General features: G+C 71.6%; 26 protein-coding genes. 13 read left to right on the forward strand and 13 right to left on the reverse strand.

Annotated elements, in window-relative coordinates; translation table 11 throughout:
- Positions 1-65: 65 nt before the first annotated feature.
- The 3 genes from EDD29_RS09310 (at position 66) to EDD29_RS09320 (ending at position 2,617) form a co-directional block, all read left to right on the forward strand.
- Positions 66-554, forward strand: coding sequence for a MarR family winged helix-turn-helix transcriptional regulator (locus EDD29_RS09310; RefSeq protein WP_123670367.1), 489 nt, complete (start codon positions 66-68; stop codon positions 552-554).
- Positions 555-651: 97 nt separating this feature from the next.
- Positions 652-2,109 carry an MFS transporter gene (locus EDD29_RS09315; protein ID WP_123664009.1) on the forward strand — a complete coding sequence of 486 codons (1,458 nt, stop codon included), beginning with the start codon at positions 652-654 and terminating at the stop codon, positions 2,107-2,109.
- A 34-nt stretch (positions 2,110-2,143) separates the two neighbouring features.
- Positions 2,144-2,617 (forward strand): TIGR03618 family F420-dependent PPOX class oxidoreductase, encoded by a 474-nt coding sequence (locus tag EDD29_RS09320; RefSeq protein ID WP_123664010.1) that lies wholly within the window; start codon positions 2,144-2,146, stop codon positions 2,615-2,617.
- A gap of 569 nt (positions 2,618-3,186) precedes the next feature.
- Here EDD29_RS09320 and EDD29_RS09325 read toward each other — a convergent pair.
- The 4 genes from EDD29_RS09325 to EDD29_RS09340 form a co-directional block, all read right to left on the reverse strand.
- Complete coding sequence (locus tag EDD29_RS09325; RefSeq protein WP_148085912.1) at positions 3,187-3,801, reverse strand: Uma2 family endonuclease; 615 nt, start codon at positions 3,799-3,801, stop codon at positions 3,187-3,189.
- 156 nt (positions 3,802-3,957) lie between these two features.
- The gene (gene aspS / locus EDD29_RS09330; protein ID WP_123664012.1) at positions 3,958-5,715 is read right to left on the reverse strand and encodes an aspartate--tRNA ligase; all 1,758 of its coding nucleotides are present in this window, start codon (positions 5,713-5,715) and stop codon (positions 3,958-3,960) included.
- A complete protein-coding gene (hisS, locus tag EDD29_RS09335; protein WP_123664013.1) occupies positions 5,712-6,971 on the reverse strand; it encodes a histidine--tRNA ligase in 1,260 nt (419 codons plus the stop codon). The genes aspS and hisS overlap by 4 nt, the downstream gene beginning before the upstream one ends.
- 6 nt (positions 6,972-6,977) lie before the next feature.
- Positions 6,978-7,676, reverse strand: coding sequence for an MBL fold metallo-hydrolase (locus EDD29_RS09340; RefSeq protein WP_123664014.1), 699 nt, complete (start codon positions 7,674-7,676; stop codon positions 6,978-6,980).
- Between the two features lie 270 nt (positions 7,677-7,946).
- Here EDD29_RS09340 and EDD29_RS09345 point away from each other — a divergent pair, with 270 nt between their 5' ends.
- Complete coding sequence (locus EDD29_RS09345; protein ID WP_123664015.1) at positions 7,947-8,708, forward strand: peptidylprolyl isomerase; 762 nt, start codon at positions 7,947-7,949, stop codon at positions 8,706-8,708.
- 74 nt (positions 8,709-8,782) lie between these two features.
- Positions 8,783-10,021 carry a DUF349 domain-containing protein gene (locus EDD29_RS09350; protein ID WP_123664016.1) on the forward strand — a complete coding sequence of 413 codons (1,239 nt, stop codon included), beginning with the start codon at positions 8,783-8,785 and terminating at the stop codon, positions 10,019-10,021.
- Between the two features lie 67 nt (positions 10,022-10,088).
- Here EDD29_RS09350 and EDD29_RS09355 read toward each other — a convergent pair whose 3' ends face one another.
- The gene (locus EDD29_RS09355; protein WP_123664017.1) at positions 10,089-10,670 is read right to left on the reverse strand and encodes a TIGR03086 family metal-binding protein; all 582 of its coding nucleotides are present in this window, start codon (positions 10,668-10,670) and stop codon (positions 10,089-10,091) included.
- Positions 10,671-10,750: 80 nt separating this feature from the next.
- On the opposite strand from EDD29_RS09355, the gene EDD29_RS09360 reads away from it, so the two are divergent.
- The 7 genes from EDD29_RS09360 to EDD29_RS09390 all read left to right on the forward strand — a co-directional run bounded on the left by EDD29_RS09360 (position 10,751) and on the right by EDD29_RS09390 (position 18,096).
- The gene (locus tag EDD29_RS09360; RefSeq protein WP_123664018.1) at positions 10,751-12,055 is read left to right on the forward strand and encodes a replication-associated recombination protein A; all 1,305 of its coding nucleotides are present in this window, start codon (positions 10,751-10,753) and stop codon (positions 12,053-12,055) included.
- A 170-nt stretch (positions 12,056-12,225) separates the two neighbouring features.
- Positions 12,226-12,624: a DUF948 domain-containing protein gene (locus EDD29_RS09365; protein ID WP_123664019.1), complete on the forward strand. Its 399-nt coding sequence runs from the start codon at positions 12,226-12,228 to the stop codon at positions 12,622-12,624.
- On the forward strand, positions 12,621-13,007 hold the full coding sequence (locus EDD29_RS09370; RefSeq protein ID WP_211359614.1) for a hypothetical protein: 387 nt from the start codon (positions 12,621-12,623) through the stop codon (positions 13,005-13,007). The genes EDD29_RS09365 and EDD29_RS09370 overlap by 4 nt, the downstream gene beginning before the upstream one ends.
- Positions 12,994-15,666, forward strand: a complete 2,673-nt coding sequence (alaS, locus tag EDD29_RS09375; protein WP_123664020.1) for an alanine--tRNA ligase — start codon at positions 12,994-12,996, stop codon at positions 15,664-15,666. The genes EDD29_RS09370 and alaS overlap by 14 nt, the downstream gene beginning before the upstream one ends.
- Positions 15,663-16,121, forward strand: coding sequence for a Holliday junction resolvase RuvX (gene ruvX, locus EDD29_RS09380; RefSeq protein WP_123664021.1), 459 nt, complete (start codon positions 15,663-15,665; stop codon positions 16,119-16,121). The genes alaS and ruvX overlap by 4 nt, the downstream gene beginning before the upstream one ends.
- On the forward strand, positions 16,118-17,272 hold the full coding sequence (mltG, locus tag EDD29_RS09385; RefSeq protein ID WP_123664022.1) for an endolytic transglycosylase MltG: 1,155 nt from the start codon (positions 16,118-16,120) through the stop codon (positions 17,270-17,272). The genes ruvX and mltG overlap by 4 nt, the downstream gene beginning before the upstream one ends.
- Positions 17,269-18,096, forward strand: a complete 828-nt coding sequence (locus tag EDD29_RS09390; RefSeq protein WP_123664023.1) for a shikimate dehydrogenase — start codon at positions 17,269-17,271, stop codon at positions 18,094-18,096. The genes mltG and EDD29_RS09390 overlap by 4 nt, the downstream gene beginning before the upstream one ends.
- Before the next feature lie 194 nt (positions 18,097-18,290).
- Here EDD29_RS09390 and EDD29_RS09400 read toward each other — a convergent pair whose 3' ends face one another.
- The 7 genes from EDD29_RS09400 to EDD29_RS46220 all read right to left on the reverse strand — a co-directional run bounded on the left by EDD29_RS09400 (position 18,291) and on the right by EDD29_RS46220 (position 24,639).
- Positions 18,291-19,499 carry a hypothetical protein gene (locus tag EDD29_RS09400; protein ID WP_123664024.1) on the reverse strand — a complete coding sequence of 403 codons (1,209 nt, stop codon included), beginning with the start codon at positions 19,497-19,499 and terminating at the stop codon, positions 18,291-18,293.
- Positions 19,496-20,065: a PadR family transcriptional regulator gene (locus tag EDD29_RS09405; RefSeq protein ID WP_123664025.1), complete on the reverse strand. Its 570-nt coding sequence runs from the start codon at positions 20,063-20,065 to the stop codon at positions 19,496-19,498. Before EDD29_RS09405 ends, EDD29_RS09400 begins: the two co-directional genes overlap by 4 nt.
- A gap of 72 nt (positions 20,066-20,137) precedes the next feature.
- Positions 20,138-20,416: a hypothetical protein gene (locus EDD29_RS09410; protein WP_123664026.1), complete on the reverse strand. Its 279-nt coding sequence runs from the start codon at positions 20,414-20,416 to the stop codon at positions 20,138-20,140.
- Between the two features lie 65 nt (positions 20,417-20,481).
- On the reverse strand, positions 20,482-21,510 hold the full coding sequence (mgrA, locus tag EDD29_RS09415) for an L-glyceraldehyde 3-phosphate reductase (RefSeq protein WP_123664027.1): 1,029 nt from the start codon (positions 21,508-21,510) through the stop codon (positions 20,482-20,484).
- 10 nt (positions 21,511-21,520) lie between these two features.
- A complete protein-coding gene (locus EDD29_RS09420) occupies positions 21,521-22,609 on the reverse strand; it encodes a hypothetical protein (protein WP_123664028.1) in 1,089 nt (362 codons plus the stop codon).
- Positions 22,610-22,651: 42 nt separating this feature from the next.
- Positions 22,652-23,566: a WxL protein peptidoglycan domain-containing protein gene (locus EDD29_RS09425; RefSeq protein ID WP_170201330.1), complete on the reverse strand. Its 915-nt coding sequence runs from the start codon at positions 23,564-23,566 to the stop codon at positions 22,652-22,654.
- An 86-nt stretch (positions 23,567-23,652) separates the two neighbouring features.
- On the reverse strand, positions 23,653-24,639 hold the full coding sequence (locus EDD29_RS46220) for a WxL domain-containing protein (protein ID WP_246052639.1): 987 nt from the start codon (positions 24,637-24,639) through the stop codon (positions 23,653-23,655).
- A gap of 101 nt (positions 24,640-24,740) precedes the next feature.
- On the opposite strand from EDD29_RS46220, the gene EDD29_RS09435 reads away from it, so the two are divergent.
- Complete coding sequence (locus tag EDD29_RS09435) at positions 24,741-25,043, forward strand: DUF2470 domain-containing protein (RefSeq protein WP_123664030.1); 303 nt, start codon at positions 24,741-24,743, stop codon at positions 25,041-25,043.
- A gap of 67 nt (positions 25,044-25,110) precedes the next feature.
- Here EDD29_RS09435 and EDD29_RS09440 read toward each other — a convergent pair whose 3' ends face one another.
- Positions 25,111-25,959, reverse strand: a complete 849-nt coding sequence (locus EDD29_RS09440) for a hypothetical protein (protein ID WP_123664031.1) — start codon at positions 25,957-25,959, stop codon at positions 25,111-25,113.
- Positions 25,960-26,066 lie beyond the last annotated feature (107 nt).

Genomic DNA, 26,066 nt, shown 5'->3' on the forward strand with positions numbered 1-26,066 from the left:
GGTGGCGGGCGGAGATGGGGCTGTTGTGGATTATCTGGTTCGGGAACGGTTTGTATGATGAGGGCATGACCTCTCTCGCGCCGACGAACGCCCAGCCGGATCTCTCGTACCTGCTGGACCGCACGAGCCGCGGGCTGCGGAGCCGGATGGCGGCGGCGCTCGCGGAGATCGGGCTGACCGCGCGGATGCACTGTGTGCTGGTGCACGCGCTGGAGGAGGAGCGGACGCAGGTGCAGCTCGCGGAGATCGGCGACATGGACAAGACGACGATGGTCGTCACCGTGGACGCGCTGGAGAAGGCGGGGCTCGCCGAGCGGAGGCCGTCCAGCAAGGACCGCAGGGCCCGCATCATCGCGATCACCGCCGAGGGCGCGGAGGTCGCGCGGCGCAGCCAGGAGATCGTCGACGGAGTGCACTCGGCGGCGCTCGGGGAGTTGCCGGAGGACGAGCGCGAGGTGATGCTGCGGGCGCTGACCAGGTTGGCGGAGGGGCATCTGGGCGTGCGGGCGGAGGTCGTCGGCGGTGCCAGGCGGGCTCGGGAGCGCACCGCCTAGAAAACATCCGAGATAGATCGTCTGCAACGGGACTATCTGTTATGGTCTTTCTTGTCGGCTTCGTGCGACCCCGCACGACGGAACAGGAGAGATCTCGATGTCGCTCGCCTCGCCCCCCACCTCCGGATTCCTCAGGTCCAAGACCCTCGCCCTCGGTGTGCTGTCGGCCGCGGGGCTGATGACGATCCTCGACGGCAGCATCGTCACCGTCGCGCTCCCCGTCCTCCAGCGGGAACTCGGCTTCACCGACGCGGGGCTCAGCTGGACCGTCAACGCCTACCTGATCGCGTTCGGCGGTCTGCTCCTGCTCGCCGGGCGGCTCGGCGACCTCGTCGGGCGGAAGCGCATGTTCCTCGCCGGGACCGCGGTCTTCACCGCGGCGTCGGTGGTCGCCGGGCTCTCCGACGGCCCCGGGATGCTGCTCGCGGCCCGGTTCGGCCAGGGCATCGGCAGCGCGATGGCCTCGGCGGTGGTGCTCGGCATCCTCGTCACACTCTTCACCTCGCCGGGGGAGCGCGGTAAGGCGATCGCGGTCTTCTCCTTCACCGGGGCCGTCGGCGCCTCACTCGGCCAGGTGCTCGGCGGGGTGCTCACCGACCTGTTCGCCTGGAACTGGATCTTCCTGATCAACCTGCCGATCGGGCTCGCGGTCCTCGCGCTGGCCGTCCCGGCACTGCCGAACGACCGCGGGATCGGCCTCGCCAAGGGCGCCGACGTCGCGGGTTCCGCGCTCGTCACCGCCGGCCTCATGCTCGCGATCTACACGGTCGTCGGGGTGGAGCAGCACGGCTGGCTCGCCGGACGGACCCTCGGCCTCGGCGCGCTCTCCGCGGTCCTGCTCGCCGCGTTCTTCGTCCGCCAGGCCACCGCGAAGAACCCGCTGATGCCGCTGCGCATCCTGCGCTCCCGGGCCGTCGCCGGAGCCAACATCGCCCAGATGCTCGCCCTGTCCGGCATGTTCGCCTTCCAGATCCTCGTCGCCCTCTACATGCAGAAGGTCCTGGGGTACGGGGCCCTGGAGACGGGCCTGGCGATGCTCCCCGCCGCGGTCGCGATCGGCGCCGTCTCCCTGTTCGTCTCGGCCCCGCTCAGCGCCCGCTTCGGCACCCGCGCCACGCTCCTCGCCGGTCTCGTCCTGCTGGTCGCCGCGATGCTCTGGCTGACCCGGGTGCCCGTCGACGCCTCCTACGTCCGTGACCTCCTGCCGGTGATGGTCCTGATCGCCGGTGGCGGCCTCGTCCTCCCCTCGCTCGCCACGCTCGGCATGTCCGGCGCCGGCGCCGACGACGCGGGCCTCGCCTCCGGCCTCTTCAACACCACCCAGCAGATCGGCATGGCCTTCGGCGTCGCGGTCCTCTCGACCCTCGCGGCCTCCCGCACCGAATCCCACCTCGCCTCCGGCACTCCCGCCCCCGAAGCCCTCACCACCGGCTACCACCTGGCCTTCGCCACCTCCGCCGCCCTCCTCACCACCGCCTTCATCGTCTCCCTCCTCATCCCGCGCACCCCCGAGCCCGCCCCCGCCGCCGAGTCTCCCGTCGCGACCGCCGCCTGAACCCCCGACTTCCAGGACGAGAGGACGAACTTCCATGACCACGCGCACCTACGGTCCTGGACAGGGCCCCGCGGCCCGCCCGCTGACCGACACCGAGGCCGACCGCATTCTCCGGGCCCAGAGCTTCGGTGTCCTGGCCACCGTCAAGCGCAACGGCGACCCGCACCTGGCCACCCTCGCCTACGTCTGGGACCCCGAGTCCCGCCTCCTGCGCTTCTCCTCCGCCGAAGGCCGCATCAAGGTGACCCACCTGCGCCGCGACCCCCGCGCCACCCTCCACGTCCAGGGCGACACCGTCCTGTCGTACGCCCTGGTCGAGGGCCTGGCCGAGGTCTCCCCGCCCAGCCTCATCCCCGGCGACGCCACAGGCCTCGAACTCCTCGCGATGTCCGGCGGCTTCCCCGATCCCGCCGACGAGACCGCCTTCCTCGCCCGGATGGCCGAGGACCACCGCGTCGTCATCCGTCTCAAACCCACCCGCCTCCACGGCACCGCCCTGGACGCCTGACCCCAGGTCCGCACCACCCACCCCACCCTTGAGGCCCTCAGAACCCCTGAGGGCCCTCGGCATTCTCCCAACGGGAAGAGACACCGTCACCACCACCCGCCCGCAGTTCCCGGCCCCCACCCCCGTACGCCAGGTGACGCGTCCGACTCCGCACGGTGTCGGTCACCCGTCCGGGTAGGTAGCGAATCGGGTGGTGTCCAAGACGAAGCCGACGGGTTCGGGCAGGTCGATGTGCTCCCCGAAGGCTGAGACGCGCTGCTTGCGGTAGCCGCGGCTCGTGGGAGCCAGGTGCAGGACGCCTTTCCCGTTGAAGGGGTCGATGGTCAGATACAGCGGGATGCCGAAGCGCGCGTAAGCCCTCAGGAACGTCGAGTTCCTCGAAGACCTGCGAAATGCCGGACGGCTGCTCTCGGGTCGCCATGACGGTCCAGCTCCTCAATGTCGACCGCCTGCACGCCACACTGTTCGGTTCAGTGCGGAGCCGGGTGATCGCGTGCCGGACCTGGGCGTCCTTGCGCGCGGCACGTCCGGGGCGCGGGACGGTCGGCCTCTTTCGCTTCCGAAGGGCCTTAGTCGTTGGGGCGGGTGGAAGGCCCGCGTCCTCGTGGTCGGTCGAAGGTGCGGAAGGAACTGGTGTCGAGGGTGCAGCCGACCGGGTCCGGGAGGGGGACCGGGGCGCCGAAGGGGATGGCGCTCTTGTCCTCGTAGAGGCCGCTCACCGGCTTCGTGTACAGCGTGCACTGGCCGCCGAAAGGGTCGACGATCAAGTAGAGCGGTATGCCGAAGCGGGCGTAGAGCTGTGGCTTGGCGAACGTGTCGTTGGCCGAGTTGGAGCGGGAGAGTACCTCGACGACGAGAAGCGCCCTGTCCGCGGGCCACCAGGTGTCGTCCTGCGCAGGGTCGTCGGAGAAGGGGAGCAGCGTGAGATCGGGCTGGGGCAGGTCGGCGAAGCGAGGATGCTCGATCGTCTGTTCCGTCGGGCATTGCCAGCCGTCGTTGTGCGCGCGCAGCTGTGCCTCGATCGCGCGGATGAGGAGGTAATGCAGCCTTGGGGGGGAAGGCGACAAGATGATCTCCCCGTTGATCAGCTCGGCTTTGTAGCCCTCCGGGACGTCGAGCTCGTCGATCGTCTCGCGAAGGCTCCGGTCGCAGCCCTGCGTGCCCTGCTGATGACGGGTCGCCATGATGGTCACGGTAGCAACACCCCTCTCGCACGCCTACGGCTCGACCGTGACATTACCGGGGGTTGACGCAGAGTCGCAACTCGATTGCGTTCTGTCGCCAATGCCCCGGTAATGCAGGATCGATCAAATGAGAAGGGTTATGTCCCGGTTCGTTGGTCAGGCGGTGGGGGCCGGCTTGACGGGGGTGTCGATGCCGGCCTCCTTGCGTTGCTGGGGGGTGATGGGGGTGGGGGCGCCGGTGAGGGGGTCCAGGCCGGAGGCGGCCTTGGGGAAGGCGATGACGTCGCGGATGGTGTCGGCGCCGATCAGGAGGGTGATCAGGCGGTCGAGGCCGAGGGCGATGCCGCCGTGCGGGGGCGGGCCGTAGTTGAAGGCCTCCAGGAGGAAGCCGAACTGGGACTTCGCGGTCTCCTCGGACAGGCCGATCGCGGAGAAGGCGCGCTCCTGGACGTCCTTGCGGTGGATACGGATCGAGCCGCCGCCCAGCTCCGTGCCGTTCAGGACGAGGTCGTAGGCGTTCGACAGGGCCGAGCCGGGGTCCTTGTCGAAGGTGTCGAGGTACTCGGCGGTCGGCGCGGTGAACGGGTGGTGCATCGCGTGCCAGCCGGTCTGCACGCCGTTCTCGTCCTCGATGGGCTCGTACATCGGGAAGTCCACGACCCACAGGAACTTCCAGGCCGCGGTGTCGATGAGGTCGCAGCGGCGGCCGATCTCCAGGCGCGCGGCGCCCAGCAGCTCCAGCTGCGCGTGCTCGCGGCCCGCGGCGAAGAAGATCGCGTCGCCCGGCCGCGCGCCGGTCGCGGCGGCGAGGCCCGCGAGGTGCTCCTCCGACAGGTTCTTGGCGACGGGCCCGCGCAGCGAGCCGTCGGCGTCGATGAGGACGTAGGCGAGGCCCTTGGCGCCGCGCTGCTTGGCCCAGTCCTGCCAGGCGTCGAGCTCCTTGCGGGTCTGCCCGGCGCCGCCCGGCATGACGACCGCGCCGACGTGCTCGGCCTGGAACACCCGGAAGGAGGTGCCCTCGAAGTAGGCGGTGAGGTCGACCAGCTCCTGGCCGAAGCGCACGTCGGGCTTGTCCGAGCCGTAGCGGGCCATGGCCTCGGCGTAGGTCAGGCGGGGGAGGGGCAGCGGCACGTCGTAGCCCGCGAGCTCCTTCCACACCTTGGCGACCATCGCCTCGCCGACGGAGATGACGTCCTCCTGGTCGACGAAGGACATCTCGACGTCGACCTGGGTGAACTCCGGCTGCCGGTCGGCGCGGAAGTCCTCGTCGCGGTAGCAGCGGGCGATCTGGTAGTACCGCTCCAGGCCGCCGACCATGAGGAGCTGCTTGAACAGCTGCGGTGACTGCGGCAGCGCGTACCAGTGGCCCGGCTTGAGCCGCGCGGGCACCAGGAAGTCGCGGGCGCCCTCGGGCGTCGACGCGGTCAGGGTCGGCGTCTCGACGTCCACGAAGCCGCGCTCGCGGAGCACCTCGCGGATCAGGAAGGTCGCCTCGGAGCGGGCCCGCAGCGCCTTGGCGGTGGCCTCGCGGCGGATGTCGAGGTACCGGTAGCGGAGCCGGACCTCTTCGTTGACGTTGACGTCGCCCTCGATCGGGAACGGCAGCGGCGCGGCCTCGGACAGCACCTCGATCTCGGCGGCCACGACCTCGACGGCGCCGGTGGGGATCTCGGTGTTCTCGTTGCCCTCGGGGCGGATCCGGACCTCGCCGGTGACCTTGACGCAGAACTCCGCGCGCAGGTCGTGCGCGGCGTCCTCCTCGCGGAAGACGACCTGGACGGTGCCCGAGGCGTCGCGCAGGTCGATGAAGGTCACTCCACCGTGGTCGCGGCGGCGCGCCACCCAGCCGGTCAGCACGACCTGGGTCCCGGCGTCCTGGGCCCGGAGCGAGCCGGCCTCGTGCGTGCGAATCATGCGTACTTCCCCTTGAGAACTTCGATGACGTCGGAAAGCTGGATCTCGGTCTGCGCGCCGGTCGCCAGCTCCTTGAGCTGGACCGTCCCGGCGGCCAGATCCCGCTCGCCGAGGATGAGCGCCCACTCGGCGCCGGAGCGGTCCGCGCCCTTCATGCCGGCCTTCATGCTGCGCCCGCCGAACCCCTGGTCGGCCGGGACGCCCGCGCGCCGCAGCGCGGTGACCAGCCGGAAGATCTCGCGGGCCGCGGTGTCGCCCAGCGCGACCCCGTAGACCTTGACGGACGCCCCGGCCACGGCCGGGACGTGCTCGGCCTCCATGGCCAGGACGATCCGGTCGAGGCCGAGCCCGAAGCCGATGCCGGGCAGCGCGGGGCCGCCGATGGTCTCCGACAGGCCGTCGTACCGGCCGCCGCCGCCGATGCCGGACTGGGCGCCGAGCAGCGGGTGGTCGAACTCGAACAGGGTGCGCGTGTAGTAGTCGAGGCCGCGCACGAGGCGCGGGTCGTCGGTCCACGGGATCGACAGATCGGCGAGGAGCTCGCGCACCTTGTCGTAGTGGGCCTTGCAGGCGGCGCACAGGTGGTCGGTGATCAGCGGGGCGCCGCCGAGCTGGGCCTTGACCTCGGGGCGCTTGTCGTCGAGGACGCGCAGCGGGTTGATCTCGACGCGGGCGCGGGTCTCGGCGTCGAGGTCGAGGCCGCGCAGGAACGCCTGGAGCGCGGCCCGGTAGGCGGGGCGGCACTCGGCGTCGCCGAGGGTGTTGAGCTTCAGGACGACCTGGCGCAGCCCGAGGCCCTGGTAGTAGTCCCAGGCCAGGGCGATCATCTCGGCGTCGATGGCCGGGTCCTCGGCGCCGAGCGCCTCGAGGTCGACCTGGTAGAACTGCCGGTACCTGCCGGACTGGGGCTGCTCGTAGCGGAAGACCGGGCCGACGGCCCACACCTTCACGGGCAGCGCGCCGCGGTGCAGGTTGTGCTCCAGGACCGCGCGCAGCGCCCCGGCGGTGATCTCCGGGCGCAGCGTGATCGAGCGGTCGCCCTTGTCGAGGAAGGTGTACATCTCCTTCGTCACGACGTCGGTGGACTCGCCGACGCCGCGGGCGAACAGCTGGGTGTCCTCGAAGACCGGCAGCTCCAGGTAGGAGTAGCCGGCTCCGGCCGCGGCGGCGGCGAACGCGTCGCGGGCCGCGAGGAACGCGGCGGAACGCGGCGGAACGTATTCACTGACCCCCTTGGGGGCCTGGAAAGTGCTCATTTCGGGTTACAAGCCTCGTTTGGGTCCTTCGGCGGGCGCGAGATCCGACAGGTACGGATTCGTCACGCGCTCGCGGCCGATGGTCGTCTGTGGTCCGTGTCCGGGCAGCACCGCGGTGGTGTCCGCCAGCGGCAGGCACACCTTGGCGAGACTGCGCAGGATCGCGGCGTGGTCGCCGCCCGGCAGGTCGGTGCGGCCGATGGAGCCGGCGAAGAGCAGGTCCCCGGAGAACATCACCTGGGTGAGGTCGCCCTCCCCGGCGTACGGGGTCCTGAAGGTCACCGAGCCCGGCGTATGGCCCGGCGCGTGGTCGACGGTGAGCTTCAGCCCGGCCAGCTCCAGCTCGGCGCCGTCGGTCAGCTCCCGGACGTCGTCGGGCTCGCTCAGTTCGAGCCCGCCGAACAGCTGGGAGGAGGCGACACCGAAGCCCTTGGCCGGATTCGACAGCAGCTCCCGGTCGTCCGGGTGGATGAAGGCGGGCACGCCGCTCGCCCCGCACACCGGCGCGACCGACCACACGTGGTCGATGTGCCCGTGCGTCAGGATGACCGCGACCGGCTTCAGCCGATGCTCCCGGAGGATCTCCTGGACGCCCTCGGTCGCGTCCTGCCCCGGGTCGATGATCACGCATTCCTCACCGGCGGCGGGTGCCACGATGTAGCAGTTCGTGGCGAAGGATCCAGCGGGGAACCCGGCGACGAGCACGGTCGGCCTCTCTGTACGCGGCCCTTATGCGAGGACCGCTTGGATGCACGGACGGAAAACACCACCCTCCGGACCTCTTTTGATCGGGGTACACGGAAGGTGAGCCCGAGCCTACCGGGGGCCCGTGCCCTCCCGCGAACGCGTATCGGAGTGTGCGCGTCGGCCGGTGGGAGCCCAGTCCCGAGGCACGGACGTGCCCGGGGGACCGATAGCATGCCGTGCACTGATCTTCGGACGAATACGGCGGGGGAAGGCTAGGAGGCAGCCTCAGTGGCTGGCAAGGACCGCAAGAAGGAACTCGCCCGGCAGCGCGTCGAGCGCCAGCGGGCGCGTCGTGAGGCCGAGGCGAAGGCCGCGCGCAAGCGCAGTGTGATCGGCGGCGCGGTGGCCACTGCCGTGGTGATCCTCGGCGTCGCCGGAGTCGCCTGGTGGGTCACCAAGGACGACTCCACCGTCGAGCCCGCCGCGGCCGCGCCGAGCGCGGCCCCGGGCGAGTGCCTGTACACCGAGGCGGGCGAGGCGTCCAAGGAGGTCTCCGTACCCCCGGCCAAGCCCGCGTACGAGACCGCGGTGAACGCCTCGGTGAAGACGTCGGTCGGCGACCTGACCTTCTCGCTGGACGGCGCGAAGGCCCCGTGCACCGTGAACTCCTTCGCCCACCTGGCGGCCGAGGGCTACTTCGACGACACCGAGTGCCACCGGCTGACGGAGAACGTCCTGCAGTGCGGCGACCCGTCGGCGACCGGCAGCGGCGGCCCGGGATACCAGTTCGCCAACGAGAACACCGAAGGCGCCGTGTACAAGAAGGGCGTCCTGGCCATGGCCAACGCCGGGGCCGACACCAACGGCAGCCAGTTCTTCATCGTGTACAAGGACTGGGACGACCTCCCGCCGGATTACACCGTTTTCGGGACCGTCACCAAGGGTCTCGAAGAGGTCGAGAAGGTGGGGAAGGCCGGGTCCGAGCCCGCCGGAGACGGCAAGCCGAAGACAAAGGTTGAAATCAAGAGCATCTCGATCGAGAAGAACTAGCCGCCTCGGGCGCTAGTGTTTGGTAGGCCCGGAACATTAATCAGACAGTTCGGGCCACGACGCAGGAGGCAAGGGTGTCCAGCGCCACAGATCCGTGGGGCCGTGTCGACGAAGAGGGCACGGTCTACGTGAAGACCGCGGACGGCGAGAGGGTCGTGGGGTCCTGGCAGGCAGGAGCCCCTGAGGAGGCCCTTGCCTACTTCAAGCGCAAGTTCGACTCGCTCGCCACCGAGATCACGCTGCTGGAGCAGCGGATCAAGACCACCGACCTGGCTCCGGCCCAGGCGTCCAGCAGCATCGAGCGGCTGCGCGAGTCCGTGGTGGACGCCGCGGCCGTCGGCGATCTGGACTCCCTGGTCCAGCGGCTGGACGCCCTCGGTGAGCTCGCGGGCAAGAAGCGCGAGGAGCTCAAGGTCCAGCGCGACCACGCCCGCGGCGCCGCCAAGGAGGCCAAGGAGCGCATCGTCGCCGAGGCCGAGCGGATCGCCGTCGAGGAGACGCACTGGAAGAACGGCGGCGAGCGCCTGCGCCTGCTGGTCGAGGAGTGGAAGGCCGCCGAGCGGATCGACCGCGCCACCGAGACCGTGCTGTGGAAGCGCCTGTCGGCCGCCCGCAACGCCTTCACCAAGCGCCGCAAGGCCTACTTCTCCTCGCTCGAGGACCAGCGGTCCGTCGCGCAGAACGAGAAGGAGAGCCTGGTCGCCGAGGCCGAGGCGATCTCGGGTTCGACCCAGTGGAACGACACCGCCGCGGCCTACCGCGCGCTGATGAACCGCTGGAAGAACGCCGGGCGCGCCTCGCGGGAGTCCGAGGAGGAGCTGTGGGGCCGGTTCAAGGCCGCCCAGGACACCTTCTTCAACGCCCGCAAGGCCGCCTTCGACGAGCGTGACGCGGAGTTCGCGGGCAACGCCGAGGTGAAGGAGAAGATCCTGGAGGAGGCCGAGCGCCTCGTCCCGATCAAGAACCTCCGCCAGACCAAGCAGTCGCTGCGCTCCATCCAGGAGAAGTGGGAGGCCGCGGGCATGGTCCCGCGCGCCGACCGCGACCGCCTCGAGGGCCGGCTCCGCAAGGTCGAGGACGCCGTCCGCCAGGCCGAAGAGGCCGAATGGCGCCGCTCCAACCCCGAGGCCCGCGCCCGCGCCGAAGCCACCGTCGCCCAGCTCCGCACCAGCATCGAGCAGCTGGAGACCAAGCTGGCCAAGGCCCAGGCCGCGAACAACGCCAAGGGGATCAAGGACGCGGAAGAGGGCCTCACCGCCCGCCGCGCCTGGCTCGAAGAGGCCGAACGCACCCTGGCCGAGTTCTCCGGCTGACGGCTCGACCCCGAAAGGGCCGCGCACACCCGGTGTGCGCGGCCCTTTCGTCGTTTCCGGGGCGCCCTCAGCCGGTGGGGCGGCCGAGGAAGGCGAGGAGGCGGGGGAGCTCGCCGGTGCCGCGGGGGGCGGGGAGAGGGGCGGCGACGAGGCCGTCGCGGCGCAGGCCGGGGGCGATCACCTGGGCGGTGGCGAGGGCGTGGTGGACGAGGTCGGGGTCCAGGCGGACGGGGACCGCGGCGGCCTGGGCGAGGTCCCAGGTGTGGACCAGGAGTTCCAGGACGTAGGTGTCCAGGAGGGTGCGGAGGGGGAGTTCGCCGAAGCCGGCGAAGGGGACGAGGCGGTCGAGGGCCCCGGGGGTGAGGGCCGCGGTGCAGGCGGCGCGGGCGGCCGTCCAGGAGGCGAGGGGGACGGGTCCCGCGGCGAAGCGGCCGGGGGCGTCGCCGACGCGCGGGGGGACGTCGCCCCGGGTGAGCGCGACTATCTCGTACTGGATTCCGATGACGTGGCCGAGAACGTCCCTGGCCGTCCATTCGGAACAGGGGGACGGATTGCCCCAGGCGTCGGCGGGGACGGCGGACGCGGCCTCCTCGAAGAGGTCCAGGGCGCGGTGGAATCCGCTGGGCTCTTCGGTGGCGGAGGACGTCATGGAGGACAAGATGACCGCCGGGGCGGCCGCTCTGTCAACCGCAACGCCGGTTCTGGACTGCGCCGGATAGTGTCGAGGGCATGGAAAGCCTGTTCGATGAGCCTGCCGAGGAGGCGCGGCGCGCGCATGAGCCGCTGGCGGTCCGGATGCGCCCCCGGAACCTTGACGAGGTGGTCGGCCAGTCTCACCTGACCGGTCCCGGCACCGCGGTGCGCCAGCTCGTGGAGCGGGACGCCCCGATGTCGCTGGTGCTGTGGGGCCCGCCGGGCACCGGCAAGACGACGCTCGCCTCGGTCGTCAGCAAGGCGACCAGCCGCCGCTTCGTGGAGATCTCCGCGGTCTCCGACGGGGTCAAGGCGGTCCGGGACGCGATCGCGGAGGCGAAGCGGAGCCTGGGGATGTCCGGGCGGCAGACCCTGCTGTTCGTGGACGAGGTGCACCGGTTCAACAAGGCGCAGCAGGACGCGCTGCTCCCGGCCGTCGAGAACCGGTGGGTGTCCTTCATCGGCGCGACCACCGAGAACCCGTTCTTCTCGGTGAACTCCCCGCTGCTCTCCCGCTCCCTCCTCCTGACGCTCCAGCCCCTCGGTGACGAAGAGGTCAGGGAGGTCCTGAGAAGGGCGCTGAGCGACGAACGGGGCATCCGGGCCAAGGTGACCCCGGAGGCGGAGGACCAGCTCGTCAGGCTCGCAGGAGGCGACGCGAGGCGCACCCTCACCTACCTGGAGGCCGCGGCCCTCGTCGGCGACGGCGAGATCACCCTTGAGGTCCTGGAGAAGGCCGTCGACCAGGCCGCGGTCCGCTACGACCGGGACGGCGACCAGCACTACGACGTCATCAGCGCGTTCATCAAGAGCATCCGCGGCAGTGACCCCGACGCGGCCCTGCACTACCTCGCCCGCATGATCGTCGCGGGGGAGGACCCGCGCTTCATCGCCCGCCGCCTCATCGTGCACGCCAGCGAGGACATCGGCATGGCCGACCCGACCGCGCTCCAGACGGCGATCGCCGCGGCCAAGGCGGTCGAGCACGTCGGCCTGCCGGAGGCGCGGATCAACCTCGCGCAGGCGGTGATCCATCTGGCGCTGGCGCCGAAGTCCAACGCGGTGATCACCGCGATCGACGAGGCGATGGCCGACGTGCGGCGCGGCAACGTCGGGCACGTCCCGAACCATCTGCGGGACGCCCACTACAAGGGCGCCGAGAAGCTCGGCCACGGCAAGGGCTACCTGTACCCCCACGACCATCCCGGCGGCGTCGTCGCGCAGCAGTACGCCCCGGACGAACTGGCCGCCCGCCGCTACTACCGGCCGACCCGGCACGGCGCGGAGTCGCGCTGGGCGGAGGTGCTGGAACGGATCGGCAAAGCGCTGAGGGGCCGCTGACCGCCGTGCTACCCGGCCGTAACCACCTGGGGGGCGCGATCGCGGTAAGGTCGGATGGCTGCTTTCTCCATATCGAAAAAGTGGCCGGGAGGCCGCCGGTAGGCCGCCCCGAGGGCACTCGCCCGCGCAAAGCCCGGTAGGGCGACCGCATCCCGATTGGAAAAGACCCGATGCTCACTGGTGGACAGCTCGCTGGTCTGATCGTCGCCGTCTTCTGGGCGATCCTGGTGTGCTTCGTCTCGCTGGTGCTGCTGCGCCTGGCCAAGGTGCTGCGCGAGGCGGCCAAGCTCGTCGGCGACCTCGCCGACCAGGCGGGCCCCCTGCTCGACGACATGGCCAAGACCGTCGAGCAGGCCGGCGAACAGCTCGACCGGACCGACGTGATCACCAAGCAGGTCGCCGGGGTCAGCCAGAACGTCTCGGCGGTGACCACGGTGATGACGTCCGTGGTGAGCGGGCCGCTGGTGAAGGCCGCTTCCTTCTCCTACGGGGTGCGCAAGGCGCTGGGCCGTCCGGACGAGCAGCCGTCGCGGCCGCAGCTGCCCGCGCAGCGGAAGGGGCGCCGATGAGAAGGCTGTTCTGGATCGGGGTCGGCGCGGGCGCCGCCCTGTACGCGCAGCGCAAGGCCGTCCGGTTCGTCCGGAGCCTCACCCCGCAGAACCTCGCGGTGATGGCGGCGGAGAAGGCCGTGGCGCAGGGCCGGGAGACCGGGCACCGGCTGCGGGAGCTCGCCGAGGACGTCAGGTACCACGCGGCGGTCCGCGAGGCCGAGCTGACCGAGGCGATCGAACTGGACCAGGCGCCGCCGCTGGACCCGCGCGGACAGGTGCGGGGCCGGATCCTGCGGGCGCGGGCCGTCGAGGTCGGCCCGGCCGAGCCGGACGCCCGCCGCGGCCGCCGAGAACTCAAGAGCAACGACGACGACAAGGACGGAACACATGGAGTCGGCTGAAATCGCGCGCCGATACCTGCGGTACTTCGAGGAGAAGGGGCACCTCGTGGTGCCGTCGGCGAGCCTCGTCGCCGAGGACCCGACGCTGCTGCTGGTCCCCGCCGGCATGGTTCCGTTCAAGCCCTACTTCCTGGCCCAGCGGACCCCGCCCGCGCAGCGGATGACCAGCTGCCAGAAGTGCGTGCGGACGCCGGACATCGAAGAGGTCGGCAAGACCACCCGGCACGGCACCTTCTTCCAGATGCTCGGCAACTTCTCCATCGCCGACTACTTCAAGGAGCAGGCGATCCCGTTCGCCTGGGAGCTGCTGACCAAGCCCCAGGCCGACGGCGGCTTCGGCTTCCCGGAGGAGAGGCTCTGGGTCACCGTCCTGCACGACGACGACGAGTCCGCCGACCTGTGGCACAAGAACGTCGGCGTCCCCATGGACCGGATCCAGCGCCGCGGCCTCGCCGACAACTTCTGGCACATGGGCGTCCCCGGCCCCGGCGGACCCTGCTCGGAGATCTACTACGACCGCGGTCCCGAGTACGGCCGCGACGGCGGGCCCGAGGCCGACGAGGACAGGTACCTCGAGGTCTGGAACCTCGTCTTCATGCAGTTCCAGCTGAGCGCGGTCCGGTCCAAGATCGACTTCGACATCAGCGGCGAGCTGCCCGGCAAGAACATCGACACCGGCATGGGCCTGGAACGCATGGCGGCGATCCTCCAGGGCGTCGACAACATCTACGAGACCGACACGATGTGGGCGATCCTGGACAGGGCCGCCGGCCTCACGAAGTCCCAGTACGGCAAGGACGCCACCGACGACGTGTCCCTGCGCGTCGTGGCCGACCACGTCCGGTCCGGCATGATGATGGTCGCCGACGGCATCATCCCGTCCAACGAGGGCCGCGGCTACGTGCTGCGCCGCATCCTGCGCCGCGCCGTCCGCAAGCTGCGGCTGCTCGGCGGGGGCCAGGACGCCGGGCTGATGCACGAGCTGACCGCCACCGCCGTCAAGGCGATGGGCGAGCAGTACCCCGAGCTGGTCCGCACCGCCGCCAACATCCACACCGTGATCGACGCCGAGGAAGAGAGCTTCCTGCGCACGCTGCGCACCGGCGAGTCGATCTTCGACGTGGCCGCGGCGGAATCCAAGCGCGCCGGGCGCGGCACCGTCGGCGGCGCGGACGCGTTCAAGCTGCACGACACCTACGGCTTCCCGATCGAGCTGACCCTGGAGATGGCCTCCGAGCAGGGCCTGTCGGTCGACGAGGACGGCTTCCGCCGCCTCATGCAGGAGCAGCGCGACCGGGCCAAGGCCGACGCCCGCGAGAAGAAGACCGGCAACGCCGACGTCTCCGTGCTGGGCGACCTCCTGGAGAGCGTCGGCGGCAAGGTCGACTTCCTCGGCTACGGCGCCTACGACTCCGAGGCCCGCGTCGTCGGCCTCCTCGTGCACGGCGCGAACGTGGCCGAGGCGCCCGAGGGCACCGAGGTCGAGGTCGTGCTCGACCGCACCCCGTTCTACGCCGAGGGCGGCGGCCAGCTCGCCGACCAGGGCGTCATCAAGTTCCTGGGCGGCGCGGAGATCGCCGTCCACGACGTGCAGTCGCCGCTGCCGGGCCTGACCGTGCACCGCGGCGTCGTCAAGAGCGGCCTGGCCCGCTCCGGCGACACCGTGCTGGCCGAGATCGACAGGTCCCGCCGCATGGCGATCTCCCGCTCGCACAGCGCCACCCACCTGGTCCACGCGGGCTTCCGCAAGGCGCTGGGCGAGTCGGCGGCGCAGGCGGGCTCGGAGAACTCGCCCGGCCGCTTCCGCTTCGACTTCACCGCCTCCGGCGCGGTGCCCGTCTCGGTGCTGCGCGACGTCGAGGACGAGGTCAACGACGTCCTGATGCACGACCTGGAGGTCCGCGCGTTCACCACCTCGCAGACCGAGGCCGTCGCGATGGGCGCGATGGCGCTGTTCGGCGAGAAGTACGGCGACGAGGTCCGCGTCGTGGAGATCGGCGAGTACTCGCGCGAGCTGTGCGGCGGCACCCACGTGGGCAGCTCCGGCCAGCTCGGCGTGGTCAAGCTGATGAGCGAGTCGTCGATCGGTGCGGGCGTGCGGCGCATCGAGGCGCTGGTCGGCATGGACGCGTTCCGCTTCCTGGCCAAGGAGAACGTGCTGGTCAACCAGCTCGCCGAGCAGGTCAAGGCGCGCCGCGAGGAGCTGCCGGAGCGGATCGCCGGCATCGTCACCAAGCTGCGCGAGGCCGAGAAGGACCTGGAGCGGCTGCGCGCCGAGCAGATCCTGTCCGCCTCCGCGGGCCTGGCCGAGCAGGCCAAGGACGTCAACGGCACCGCGTTCGTGGGCCACCGCGCCCCCGACGGCGTGGGCGCGGACGACCTGCGCAAGCTCGCCATCGACGTCAGGGACCGCCTGGCGGGCCGTCCGGCGGTCGTCGTGATCACGGCGGTGCCCAAGGACCGCCCGGTCGTCGTGGTGGCCGTGAACGAGCCCGGCCGCGAGCGCGGCCACAAGGCGGGCCGCCTCGTCGGCGTCACCGCCAAGGTGCTCGGCGGCAACGGCGGCGGCAAGGACGACCTCGCCCAGGGCGGCGGGGCCGACCCGGGCAAGATCGAAGAGGCGCTCGCGGTGGTGGAGCGCCAGGTGGGCGCCGAGTGAGAAACGGTGTTCGGCTCGGGGTCGATGTGGGCAGTGTCCGTATTGGCGTTGCCCGCAGCGACCCCGCCGGCATCCTGGCCGTCCCCGTGGAGACGGTCCGGGCAGGACGGGGCGATGTCGCACGCATCGTCGCGCTCGTGTCCGAATTCGAAGCCCTGGAGGTGATCGTGGGCCTGCCCGCCCACCTCTCCGGCAAGGAGGGGCCCGCCGCGGCCTCGGCCAGGGCATTTGCCACCAGATTGGCACGGAAACTCCCCTTCGGTACCGTACGCCTTTACGACGAGCGTTTGACGACCGTGACCGCCGCGAGCGGGCTGCGGTCCGGCGGAACCAAGGCGAAGGACCAGCGACGGGTGATCGACCAGGCGGCGGCCACAGTGCTGCTTCAGGCGGCACTCGACGCCGAGCGGCTCACCGGCAATCCACCGGGCGTGCCCGTCAAGGGGAGAGAGTGAACGACGACTTCTGGGGCGAGGAGACCCGGCGTGACAGCCGGGCCGACCGGACCGCCCGAGCCGACCGCACCGAGCGCACCGTGCAGCGCAAGCGCGACAAGCGTAAGAAGCGGGGCGGGGGCGCGGCGGCGATGGCCGCGGTCCTCTTCCTCGTCGTCGTCCTCGGCGGCGGCGGGTACTTCGGCTACTCCAAGCTCGAGGGCTTCATGCGGCCCCCGGACTACGACGGCCAGGGCACCGGCGAGAAGACCATCGAGGTCAAGGAGGGCGACTACACCTCCGCGATCGCCGACACCCTCTTCAAGGAAGACGTGGTGAAGTCCAGCAAGGCCTTCATCAAGGCCGCCGAGGAAGAGCCGGACATCCAGGGCGTACAGCCGGGGTTCTACAAGATGCGCAGCAAGATGTCGGCCGCGGCCGCGGTGCAGCTCATCCTCGACCCCAAGGCCCGCGCGCACATCCTGACGATCCCCGAGGGCCTGTGGGTGTCGGAGATCTACCAGAAGCTCGCCAAGGAGAGCGGCGTCCCGCTCAAGCAGTTCAAGAAGATCAAGCCCAAGGACCTGGGCCTGCCCGCCTATGCCAAGGGCAACCCCGAGGGCTTCCTGTTCCCCGGCCAGTACAGCCTGCCGCCCGACGCGTCGGCGACCGAACTGGTGAAGCCGATGGTCGACCGCTTCAAGCAGGAGATCCAGAAGGTCGACCTCAAGGCCGGCGCCAAGAAGCACAACATGAAGCCGGCCGAGATCATCACGATGGCGAGCGTCATCCAGGCCGAGGCGGCCAAGCCCGAGGACCAGGCCAAGGTCGCCCGGGTGATCTACAACCGGATCAAGATCGGCCGGAACCTGGAGTTCGACACCCCGGTCATGTACGTCCACCAGCGGCGCACGATCGAGGTGCTGCACAAGGATCTCGAGGTCGACTCGCCGTACAACGTGTACCAGCACCCCGGCCTGCCGCCCGGTCCGATCAGCCAGCCGGGCCTCACCGCGATCAAGGCCGCACTGAACCCGACCCCCGGAGACTGGATCTTCTTCGTGGCGGTCGACCCGGTGAACCAGATCACCGAGTTCGGTGAGACCGAGGAGGACTTCGCCAAGATGAAGGCGCGGTTCGAGAAGTGGCTCAAGGAGCACCCGCAGCCGTGACCCGCGCCGCCGTCCTGGGCTCGCCCATCGCCCACTCCCTGTCCCCCGTCCTGCACCGGGCCGCCTACGCGGCGCTGCGCCTGGACGGCTGGACCTACGAGCGGCACGAGTGCGCCGAGGACGGCCTCGCGGCGTTCCTCACCGAGGATTTCGCGGGCCTGTCGCTGACGATGCCGCTCAAGCGGGTCGCGCTGGACCTCGCGACCGAACGCAGCGACCTCGCGGTGAAGACGGGCGGCGCGAACACCCTCGTGCGCCGCCCCGGCGGCGGCTGGTCCGCCGACAACACCGACGTGTACGGCATCCTCCAGGCCCTCGCCGAAGGCGGCGTCACGGCGCTGGACCGGGTCGTCGTCCTGGGCGGCGGCGCCACCGCCGCGTCGTCCCTCGCCGCGGCGTCCCTCCTGGGCGCCGAGCGCGCGATCCTCGCGGTCCGCACCCCCGCCCGCGCCGCCGAGACCGCCGAGGTAGGCCCCCGCTTCTCCCTGCCGACCGAGGTCGTCCCCCTCGCGGACCTGGAGTCGGCCCTGGAGGGCGCCGACCTGGTCATGTCCACCCTCCCCGGCGACGCCGCGGCCCCCTACGCCGCCGCCGTCGCCGCCTCCAAACTCCCCCTCTTCGACGCCATCTACGCCCCCTGGCCCACCGCCCTCGCCAAGGCGTCCCTCGCCGAAGGCGCCCCGGTCGTCAACGGCTTCGCCATGCTCCTGCACCAGGCCGTCCGCCAGGTCACCCTGATGACCGGCCGCGACGACGTCCCCGTCGAAGCCATGCGCGCCGCGGGCACCTCAGAACTCACCCGCCGACAGTCCGCCGCGCACTAGGTCGACGATCTGCTCGCGCGGCTCTTTCGGCGATGAACTCCATGGTCTGCGCGGCACCGAGTCCGCCCTGGGGCCTGTCCGATCATTCGCGGGTCCAGAGGATGAGGCCGGCCAGCGGGATGCCTGTTCGGTAGCGGCCGGCCAGCTTGTCGTATCGCGTCGCGATGGCTCTGAACTGGTCGGGTGGCCCCGGATCACGTTGCCGTGACCCGGCCCCCGCAGAACCGGGCTTGCGGGCTTTCCCCGCACCTCGGCTCAAGCAGGCCCAGGGCTTTGCAGGGTTCGCAGATCGCTCCGCTTCTCATCGCCCCACCGCTCCACGGCGGCCTCTTTGTCGGACAGGTCCCAGCGGAGGGGGCGCGGGCCGGCGGGTCATGCGGTGGGGGTGGTGTGGGCGCGGACGGTCGTGCGGTGGGGGTGGTGTGGGCGCGGACGGTCGTGCGGTAGAGGTCGTAGGCGGGTTTGGGCCGGTAGGTGTCGGTGACCAGGCCGAGGGTTCCGGTGGGCTGGTCGGAGGAGGAGTCGGCGTCGCGGAGGGAGAACAGCTCGTACCGGGTGATGTTCAGCGGTCCGGCGAGGGCGAGGACCGCGGCGAGCATGTCGGCGAGCGCGTCGTGCTGGGCCTGTTCGGTGCGCGGTGCCCCGCTCGGGCTGCCGTTCTCGGCGACGTGGATCGGCGTCGTGTCCGGGATGCCCGCCCGTGCCAGCGAGTGCCCGCGCAGGTGGCGCAGGGCGTGCTCGGTGAGCGAGGCGACGTCGCCGGGCTCGCCGCGCGGCGCGACGGGCGAGAAGGCGTCGGGATACAGGCCGAGCCCCACGTAGTCGACGTGGTCGGCGAACGCGCGGGCGGGAAGACCGGCGAGGTGCGCCCAGAAGGCGTCGTCCCCGCCCAGCCACTCGGCGGGCTCGGCGACGGAGAAGCCGACGCGGACGTCGTGCAGGCCGCCGCGGTCGAGCGCCGCTCGCGCGTGCGGCACGCCGCGCGTCAGGGCCTCCAGGACACCGGGTGAACTGCCGTCTATGTGGGGGATCGGGAAGTTGGGCTCCAGGGTCACCTGGAGGCAGCGCGCCAGATGGCCGTACCTGTCGATGACGGCGTCGAGGAAGGCGAGCCAGCCCGCGACGTCCGCGGCGGGCGGCAGGTAGCTGACGACGAGGTCGAGTTCGCGGCCGCCTTCCCGGTACCACGCGTCGGGCATCGTCAGCCGCACGAGGTCGTGCTCGGCGCCGAGGGCCCGGGCGGCCTCCGGCACCGGGCCGGCGCCGAAGAAGTGCACGTACTCCCGCACGGCGAAGGGGCGGTCGCCCGCGAGGTCCTCGACCAGGGGGCCGATCGCCGCGGGATCCTGCGGACGGGCGCAGACGGTGCCCGCCCTCCCGCCCGGGTAGATGCCGAACCTCATCCCTCTTGTCCTTCCGTGACGCCGGGCCACTCGATGTCGCGCGAGCGGACCCGGGATGCGAGCGTCCTGGTCCATGCGGCCTCCGCCGAGACGACGACGCGCCAGTAGGCGGCTTCGAGCATGTGCGCCTCGGCGACGCCCTCGGGGCGATCGCGGAGCGCGGCGAGGTCGCCGTCCAGCCGGTCGGCGCGGGCCGCGAGGAGCCCGGCGGCGCGGTCGGCGTCGAGGACGGCGAGATAGGCGACGGCCATGAGGAAGTCGACCGAGGCGGGTCTGCCTTCGGCGATGCCGGTCTCGACCTTTCGGCGCAGCTCGTCCGCGCCGCCGGGGGTGAGCCGGTAGACCGTGCGGGCCGGCCGGTTGCCGACCTGCTCGGGAAGGCGGGCGGCGACGAGCCCCGCCCGCTCCAGCGATTTCAGGAGGGTCGCGACGGTGCTCCGCGTGGCGGGGAGGTCCCCGTACCGTTCGCGCAGCCGGGCCGCGAGCGCGTACGCGTGCGACGGCTGCTCGACGAGGAGCCCGAGCAGCGGCAGCACGAGGCCGTTCTGTGACGCGTCGAGAGGCATGCCGACAGCCTATAGGCGTATACGCCTATTCATCACCCGTTCCCGAGAGCTTCCCTCGGCGCCGGCCCGTCCTCACTCGTTGGGGAGCAGGGCCGCGCCGTCGGGGAGGAGGAACAGATCCTTGGGGCGGTGCGCGGTGACGAGGTACTCCTCGGGCCCGCCGAGCGGGCCGCCGGTCCGGAAGAGGATCTCCAGGTCGCGGCGCTCGCCTCGTACGCCGGATTCCAGGTGCGCGTCGAGCGCGGCGACGCGGGGCCGAGCGCACCGCCCCGCCCGGAGATCGGACTGAGACCGGGCGCTCGGTTCCCTGCGCCTTCGCGCACCCCACCGCGTCCGACGATTCTGTGGCATTGGTGCAGGAACCGGCGTGGACGTCCGCTGAAGACGGGGAACTCCCGATGGTCCTTGAGATCGGGTCAGGGGGCGCTGGAGGCGGACCAGATGTTGATGCCGGCTTCCACGGCGTCGGCGTCGATGGCGTCCAGTTCGGCGCGGGTGAAGGCGAGGTTGCGGACGGAGCCGAGGGAGTCCTCCAGTTGGCGGACGCTGCTGGCGCCGATGAGGACCGAGGTGACGCGCTCGTCGCGGAGGGCCCAGGAGAGGGCCAGCTGGGCCATGGTCTGGTCGCGGGCGGCGGCGAGGCCGCTGAGGGTGCGGACGTGGGTGAGGATCTCGTCGGTCAGGTGCTCGGGGCGCAGGAAGCGGTTCTGGGCGGCGCGGGAGTCGGCGGGGACGCCGTTCAGGTAGCGGTCGGTGAGGACGCCCTGGGCGAGCGGGGAGAAGGCGATGCAGCCGACGCCCTCGGCCTCCAGGGTGTCCAGGAGGCCGCCTTCGATCCAGCGGTTCAGCATCGAGTAGGACGGCTGGTGGATGAGCAGCGGGGTGCCCATCTCGCGGAGGATGGCGGCGGCCTCGGCGGTCCGCTCGGGGGAGTAGGACGAGATGCCCGCGTACAGGGCCCTGCCGGAGCGGACGGCGTGGTCCAGCGCGCCCATCGTCTCCTCCAGCGGGGTGTCCGGGTCGAACCGGTGGCTGTAGAAGATGTCGACGTAGTCCAGGCCCATCCGCTTCAGGGACTGGTCCAGGCTGGACAGCAGGTATTTGCGCGAGCCCCACTCGCCGTACGGGCCGGGCCACATGTCGTATCCGGCCTTGGTGGAGATGAGCAGTTCATCCCGGTAAGGCCGGAAGTCCTGGGCGAAGATCTCCCCGAAGTTGGACTCGGCGGACCCAGCGGGCGGACCGTAGTTGTTGGCCAGGTCGAAGTGGGTGACGCCGAGGTCGAAGGCGCGGCGGAGGATCGCGCGCTGGGTCTCGCGCGGCTTGTCGTCGCCGAAGTTGTGCCAGAGGCCGAGGGAGACCGCGGGGAGCTTGACCCCGCTCCGGCCGGAGCGTCGGTAGGGGAGGCGGTCGTCGTAGCGGTCTTCCGCGGCCTGGTAGTTCATGATCGCCAGTCTAAGCGGCGGGTCCGGGCCGGTCGCCGCCGAAGGGGGGCAGGACCGCCGTCGTCGCGGTCTCGGGGCGCGCGGTGGCCACGACCTTGTCGGTGCGGGTCGCGGCCGGGTCGCCGCCGGTGTCGGCGGGTGCCCACGAGCCGTCGCCGGTCCCGGCGGGCGCGGGGTCGGCCTCCTCGGGCGCGGTCCCGGTGGGGGCGGCCGGGGCCGGGTCGGTGAGCCGCAGATGGAGGTCGCCGCCGCAGTGCGGGCAGGCGACGGTCACGGCGGTGGCCGTTCCGCCGGGCGCGGGCTTCGCGGCCGGGACGCGGCGGCGCAGGCCGGGCGCGGCGACGAGCAGGAGCAGCAGCAGCGGCCACGCCCACGGGTAGGAGGAGGTCTCCGCGGTGAAGACGACGTCGCGGGCCTGCCCCTCGACCTCGCCGCGCACCTGGTAGGCGCCGAAGGCGGGGCCGTTCAGCTTCACCGGGACCCGGAAGGTCTTGGACGCGCCGGGCTCGATCGTGCCGATCGCGGGCGCGGTGAGGATGCCCGTCGGGTCGGGCGCGCGGCCGACGGCCAGGGACACGGGCGCGTCGGTGACGGGCAGGTCGCCGTCGTTCTGCACGGTGTAGACGAGGGTCCGTTCCGCGGACCCGCCGAACCAGGCGCCGGACGGCCCGCCGCCCTCCAGCCGCACGCTCGTGACGGTCAGGGACGGGACCGCGGCGTCGGCCTCGGCCCGCTGGGCCTCGTCGAGGGTCCGCACGCCCTTGACCGTGATGGGCACGGTCCTGGCCTGCCCGCCGCCGACCGGCCGGACCGAGACGACGCACGGGCAGCCGACGGGCGGCTTCGCGACGGTGAGCAGGGCCGTCGCGCTGCCCTGCGCGCCCACGAAGGTCGTCGCGGAGGAGGCCACCGCGCAGTCCGCGGTGCCGCGGCGGCCCTCGTTGCCGCACAGCTCGATGGCGACGTTCCCGCTGGGCCAGCCCGCGAGCCGGACCGCGACGGTCTGGCCGGGCGCGACCTCCTGCCGGTCGAGCTCGACGGTCGCGCCCTGCGCGCTCACGGGCAGGAGGGCCAGGGCGGCCACCAGGACGGACTTCACTTGCATTCACCTTCCGGTCAGGCGGTATCGGGTCGGGGCGGGTCAGCAGCGGGCGGGACGGCGGCGGCGGAGCAGCAGCAGGGCGACGACGGCCACGGCCCCGACGACGACCCACGGCACCGCCCAGAACGTGATCGACCGGGTCGTGGCCGACAGCCGGGCGGGGGTGAGCTCGCTCGGGTCGGCCGGGGTCAGCCGGACGGCGGCCTGGAGCGGCCCGGCGGGCAGCACCCCGGTGATCTCGTCGGTGAACGTGTAGGACGAGCCGGGCAGCAGCTCGGGGATCTCCCGGTCGGCGGCGGTGCCCTGCGGCCAGGTGAACAGCGCTTCGGCGTAGACGTGGGCCTTGGCCGTGAGCCGGATGTTGCCGGTGTTGGTGACCCGGTAGCTGACCTTGACCGTCCGGTCCCCGACGAGCGGCCCCTCGTGCGAGGCGGTGATGCGGTCGACCTTCAGCGCGGTCGTCGTCGGCCCGTTGACGCGCAGGTGCAGCCGCGCGGCGATGCGCCGGTCCACGTTCACCTTCTGCCCGCCGCCCGTCGTCTCCTGCTGGGTCACCGCGGCCAGGACGCCGCCGGAGTGGTCGCCGGGCGTGGCGTTCTCGGGCACCTTGACGGTGAAGGGCACATCGACCCGTTTGCCGGGCTTGACGGTGAAGGTGCGCTCGGCCAGCGCGATCCAGGAGCCGACGTCGTCGGGCTTCCGGTCCGCGGTGAGCAGCGCGAAGGACCCGTCGGAGGTGTTGAAGGCGTCGGTCGCGTACACCTTGAAGGTCATCTTCTCGGCGCCGCGGTTGGTGATGCCGACCGTGTCCCTGATGGTGTCGCCGGGCGCGGCCGAGTAGCTGAAGTAGTCGCGGCCGGTCGGGCCGTCGGGTCCGGACGGCTGGACCGACCAGCTGAATCCGGGGGAGGGGGCGAGCGCGAGGGTGGTGGCGAGCACCAGGTTGGTGATCAAGGTCGGACTCCGTGGAGAATACGGGGAGTGCGGGATGAGGGCGTCGTTACCGTCCTCATCCCGCACACTTCTTGCGGCCCGGTCCGTTAGGACAGGGTCAGGGTGAGCGTGCCGGTGTAGGTGCCGGTCGCGGCGCCCGCCGGGATGTTCAGCTCAAGGGCGGCGCCCAGGTCGAAGATGCCGCCGGACAGGCCGCCCTCGGCGGAGCCCAGGGTGCGGGCCTCGTCGAGACCGGAGACCGCGGGGCCGGGGACGGCCACGCCGGTCGAGCCGTCCGCGACGGCCGCGGCCGACGGGGTCCAGCCCAGGTTGGCGCCGGGGATGACGTCGCCCTCACCGGAGGTGAAGTCGCCGACCTGGCCGACGAGGTTCCAGCCCGCGTCGGTGCCGCGGGTGTCGGTGACGGTCACCTTGTTGAGGTCGCCGGTGGCCGAGCCGCCCCGCGCCGCGCTGGTCAGCGCGACGTTCGGGCCCGCGACGGCGAGCGAGAGCGCGCCCTCGCCGGTCACCTGGGTGGTGATGTTCTGCTGGTCGGTGACGCCGCCCGGGGTACCCGGGTTCTCGCCGCCCTCACCGGGCTCGCCCGGCTCCAGCGTGCTGCCCGCGAAGGTCACCGGGGTGAAGGTGTCCATGCTGCGGTCGGCGGCGCCGTGCGCGGCCATCGTGACGACGTAGCACTGGGTGACCATGCAGTCGATGGCGTTGCCCGCGCCGTCGGTGTACTGCGCCTTGAGGCCGGTCAGGTCGAAGCTGAAGGTGCCGTCGGCGTTCAGCTTGTCCTGGCCGGCGGTCGGGGCCGTGTTGTTCTTGTGGACCCACTTCACCGACTCGAAGGCGCCCGCGTTGAGGTACCAGGTGGCGGAGGTGTCCTTCCAGCCGAAGCCGACGTAGATGCCGAAGCCGTTGTTGGCGTTGGCGTCGAAGCCGGAGCCTGCGACGCTGATGGTCGCCCCGGCCGGGTCGAGCCCGGAAGCGGGGCTGACGGTGACCGCGGCGCCCGCGGCGTGGGCGGGGGAGGCGAGTCCGGCGATGAGTCCGGCGCCCAGCAGGATGGGCAGTGCGCGCTTGCGCAAGTGTTCCTCCTTCAGAGGGGGGATTCTGGTTAGGTAAGCCTTACCTAACCGTTCCGCTAACTTAGCGGACGTCTGTCCGGTCGAGTCAAGGAGCCCAAGACATGTCCGAACTCCCTTTCGGTCCTGACGCCGTCACGGCGATCGCCGCGCACATGAACGGCGACCACGCCGAGGACAACGTCCTCATCTGCCGCGCGTTCGGCGGCGTCGAGCCGTCGTCGGCCCTGGTGCGCGGCCTGGACGCCGAGGCGCTGGTGTTCACCGCCGTCGTGGACGGCGCGGACACCGAGGTCCGGGTGCCGTGGAGCGCCCCGCTCAAGGACCGGGTGCAGGTGCGGCACGAGGTCGTGCGCATGTACCAGGAGGCCTGCGCGAAACTCGGGGTCGAGCCGCGCGGGCACTGAGCAGGGGCCGCGAGTCCTGAGGTCTCGCTCCGTCGCGCGCGGCCGGTGCCGCGCGCGACGGCGTGTCCTACTTGCGGGCGGTCGCGCGGCGCAGCAGCGGCCGCGCGCCGAGGCCCGCGCCCACCGCGACCGCCATCGCCGCCCAGAAGGGCCACGCGGGCGCCGCGTCGGACGAGGCCACCGAGACCGCGGCGAGCGGCGTCGCACTCGTCTCGGCGGCGCCGCCGCCGACGGGCGCGGCGGTACCGGTCTTCACGGTGCCGGTCGACGGCTCGGCGCTCGCCCCGGTGCCGCCGGTCGCGCCGCCGCCCGAGCCGTCCGACGCGTTCGCGCCGCTGGACGCGCCGGAACCCGAGCCCGCGCCCGAACCCGAGCCGTTGGACGAGCCGTTGGACGAGCCGTTGGACGAGCCGTTGGACGAGCCGCCTCCGGACGAGCCGCCCTTGAACCCGAGGGGCGTCGAGCTGTCCTGGCTCCGGTCGGGAACGCCGTGCGCGGCCATGGTGAGGATGAAGCACTGGGTGACCGTGCAGTCGACCTTCTTGCCGTTGCCGTCGGTGTAACGGGCCTGCACCGAAAGCGTCACGCTGAAGCTTCCGTCGGCCTTCATCTCGGCCTGTCCCGCGCCCTTGCCCGCGCCGCCGGTGTGCACCCACTTGGCGGAGGCGAAGAGGCCGGCGTCGAGGTAGTAGTTCGGCGGCTTCGGGCCGTAGACGACGTACACGCCGAAGGCGTTGTTGGCCTTGGCGTCGAAGCCGGAGCCGCTGATGGAGACGCTGTTCGTGCCCGTGGCGGAGAGCCCGGTGGACGGTGACACGCGAAGGGAACCGGCGGAGGCGGGGGAGGCGTTGACGAGGGTGAGCGCGCACGCCGCACCGATGGCGGCGAAGGCGGCTGCTGCGCGGTGCGTACTCATGGGAAGAGACCAATCAGACGGGAGCGGGCTTACGGGTGGGTTCCGATCAGCCCTATGTTTCTTAGGTAAGCCTAAGCTAAGGTGTTGATCAGGCGGGATGAACAGGT

The organism is Actinocorallia herbida, assembly GCF_003751225.1.
GTDB classification, from domain to species: Bacteria; Actinomycetota; Actinomycetes; order Streptosporangiales; family Streptosporangiaceae; genus Actinocorallia; species Actinocorallia herbida.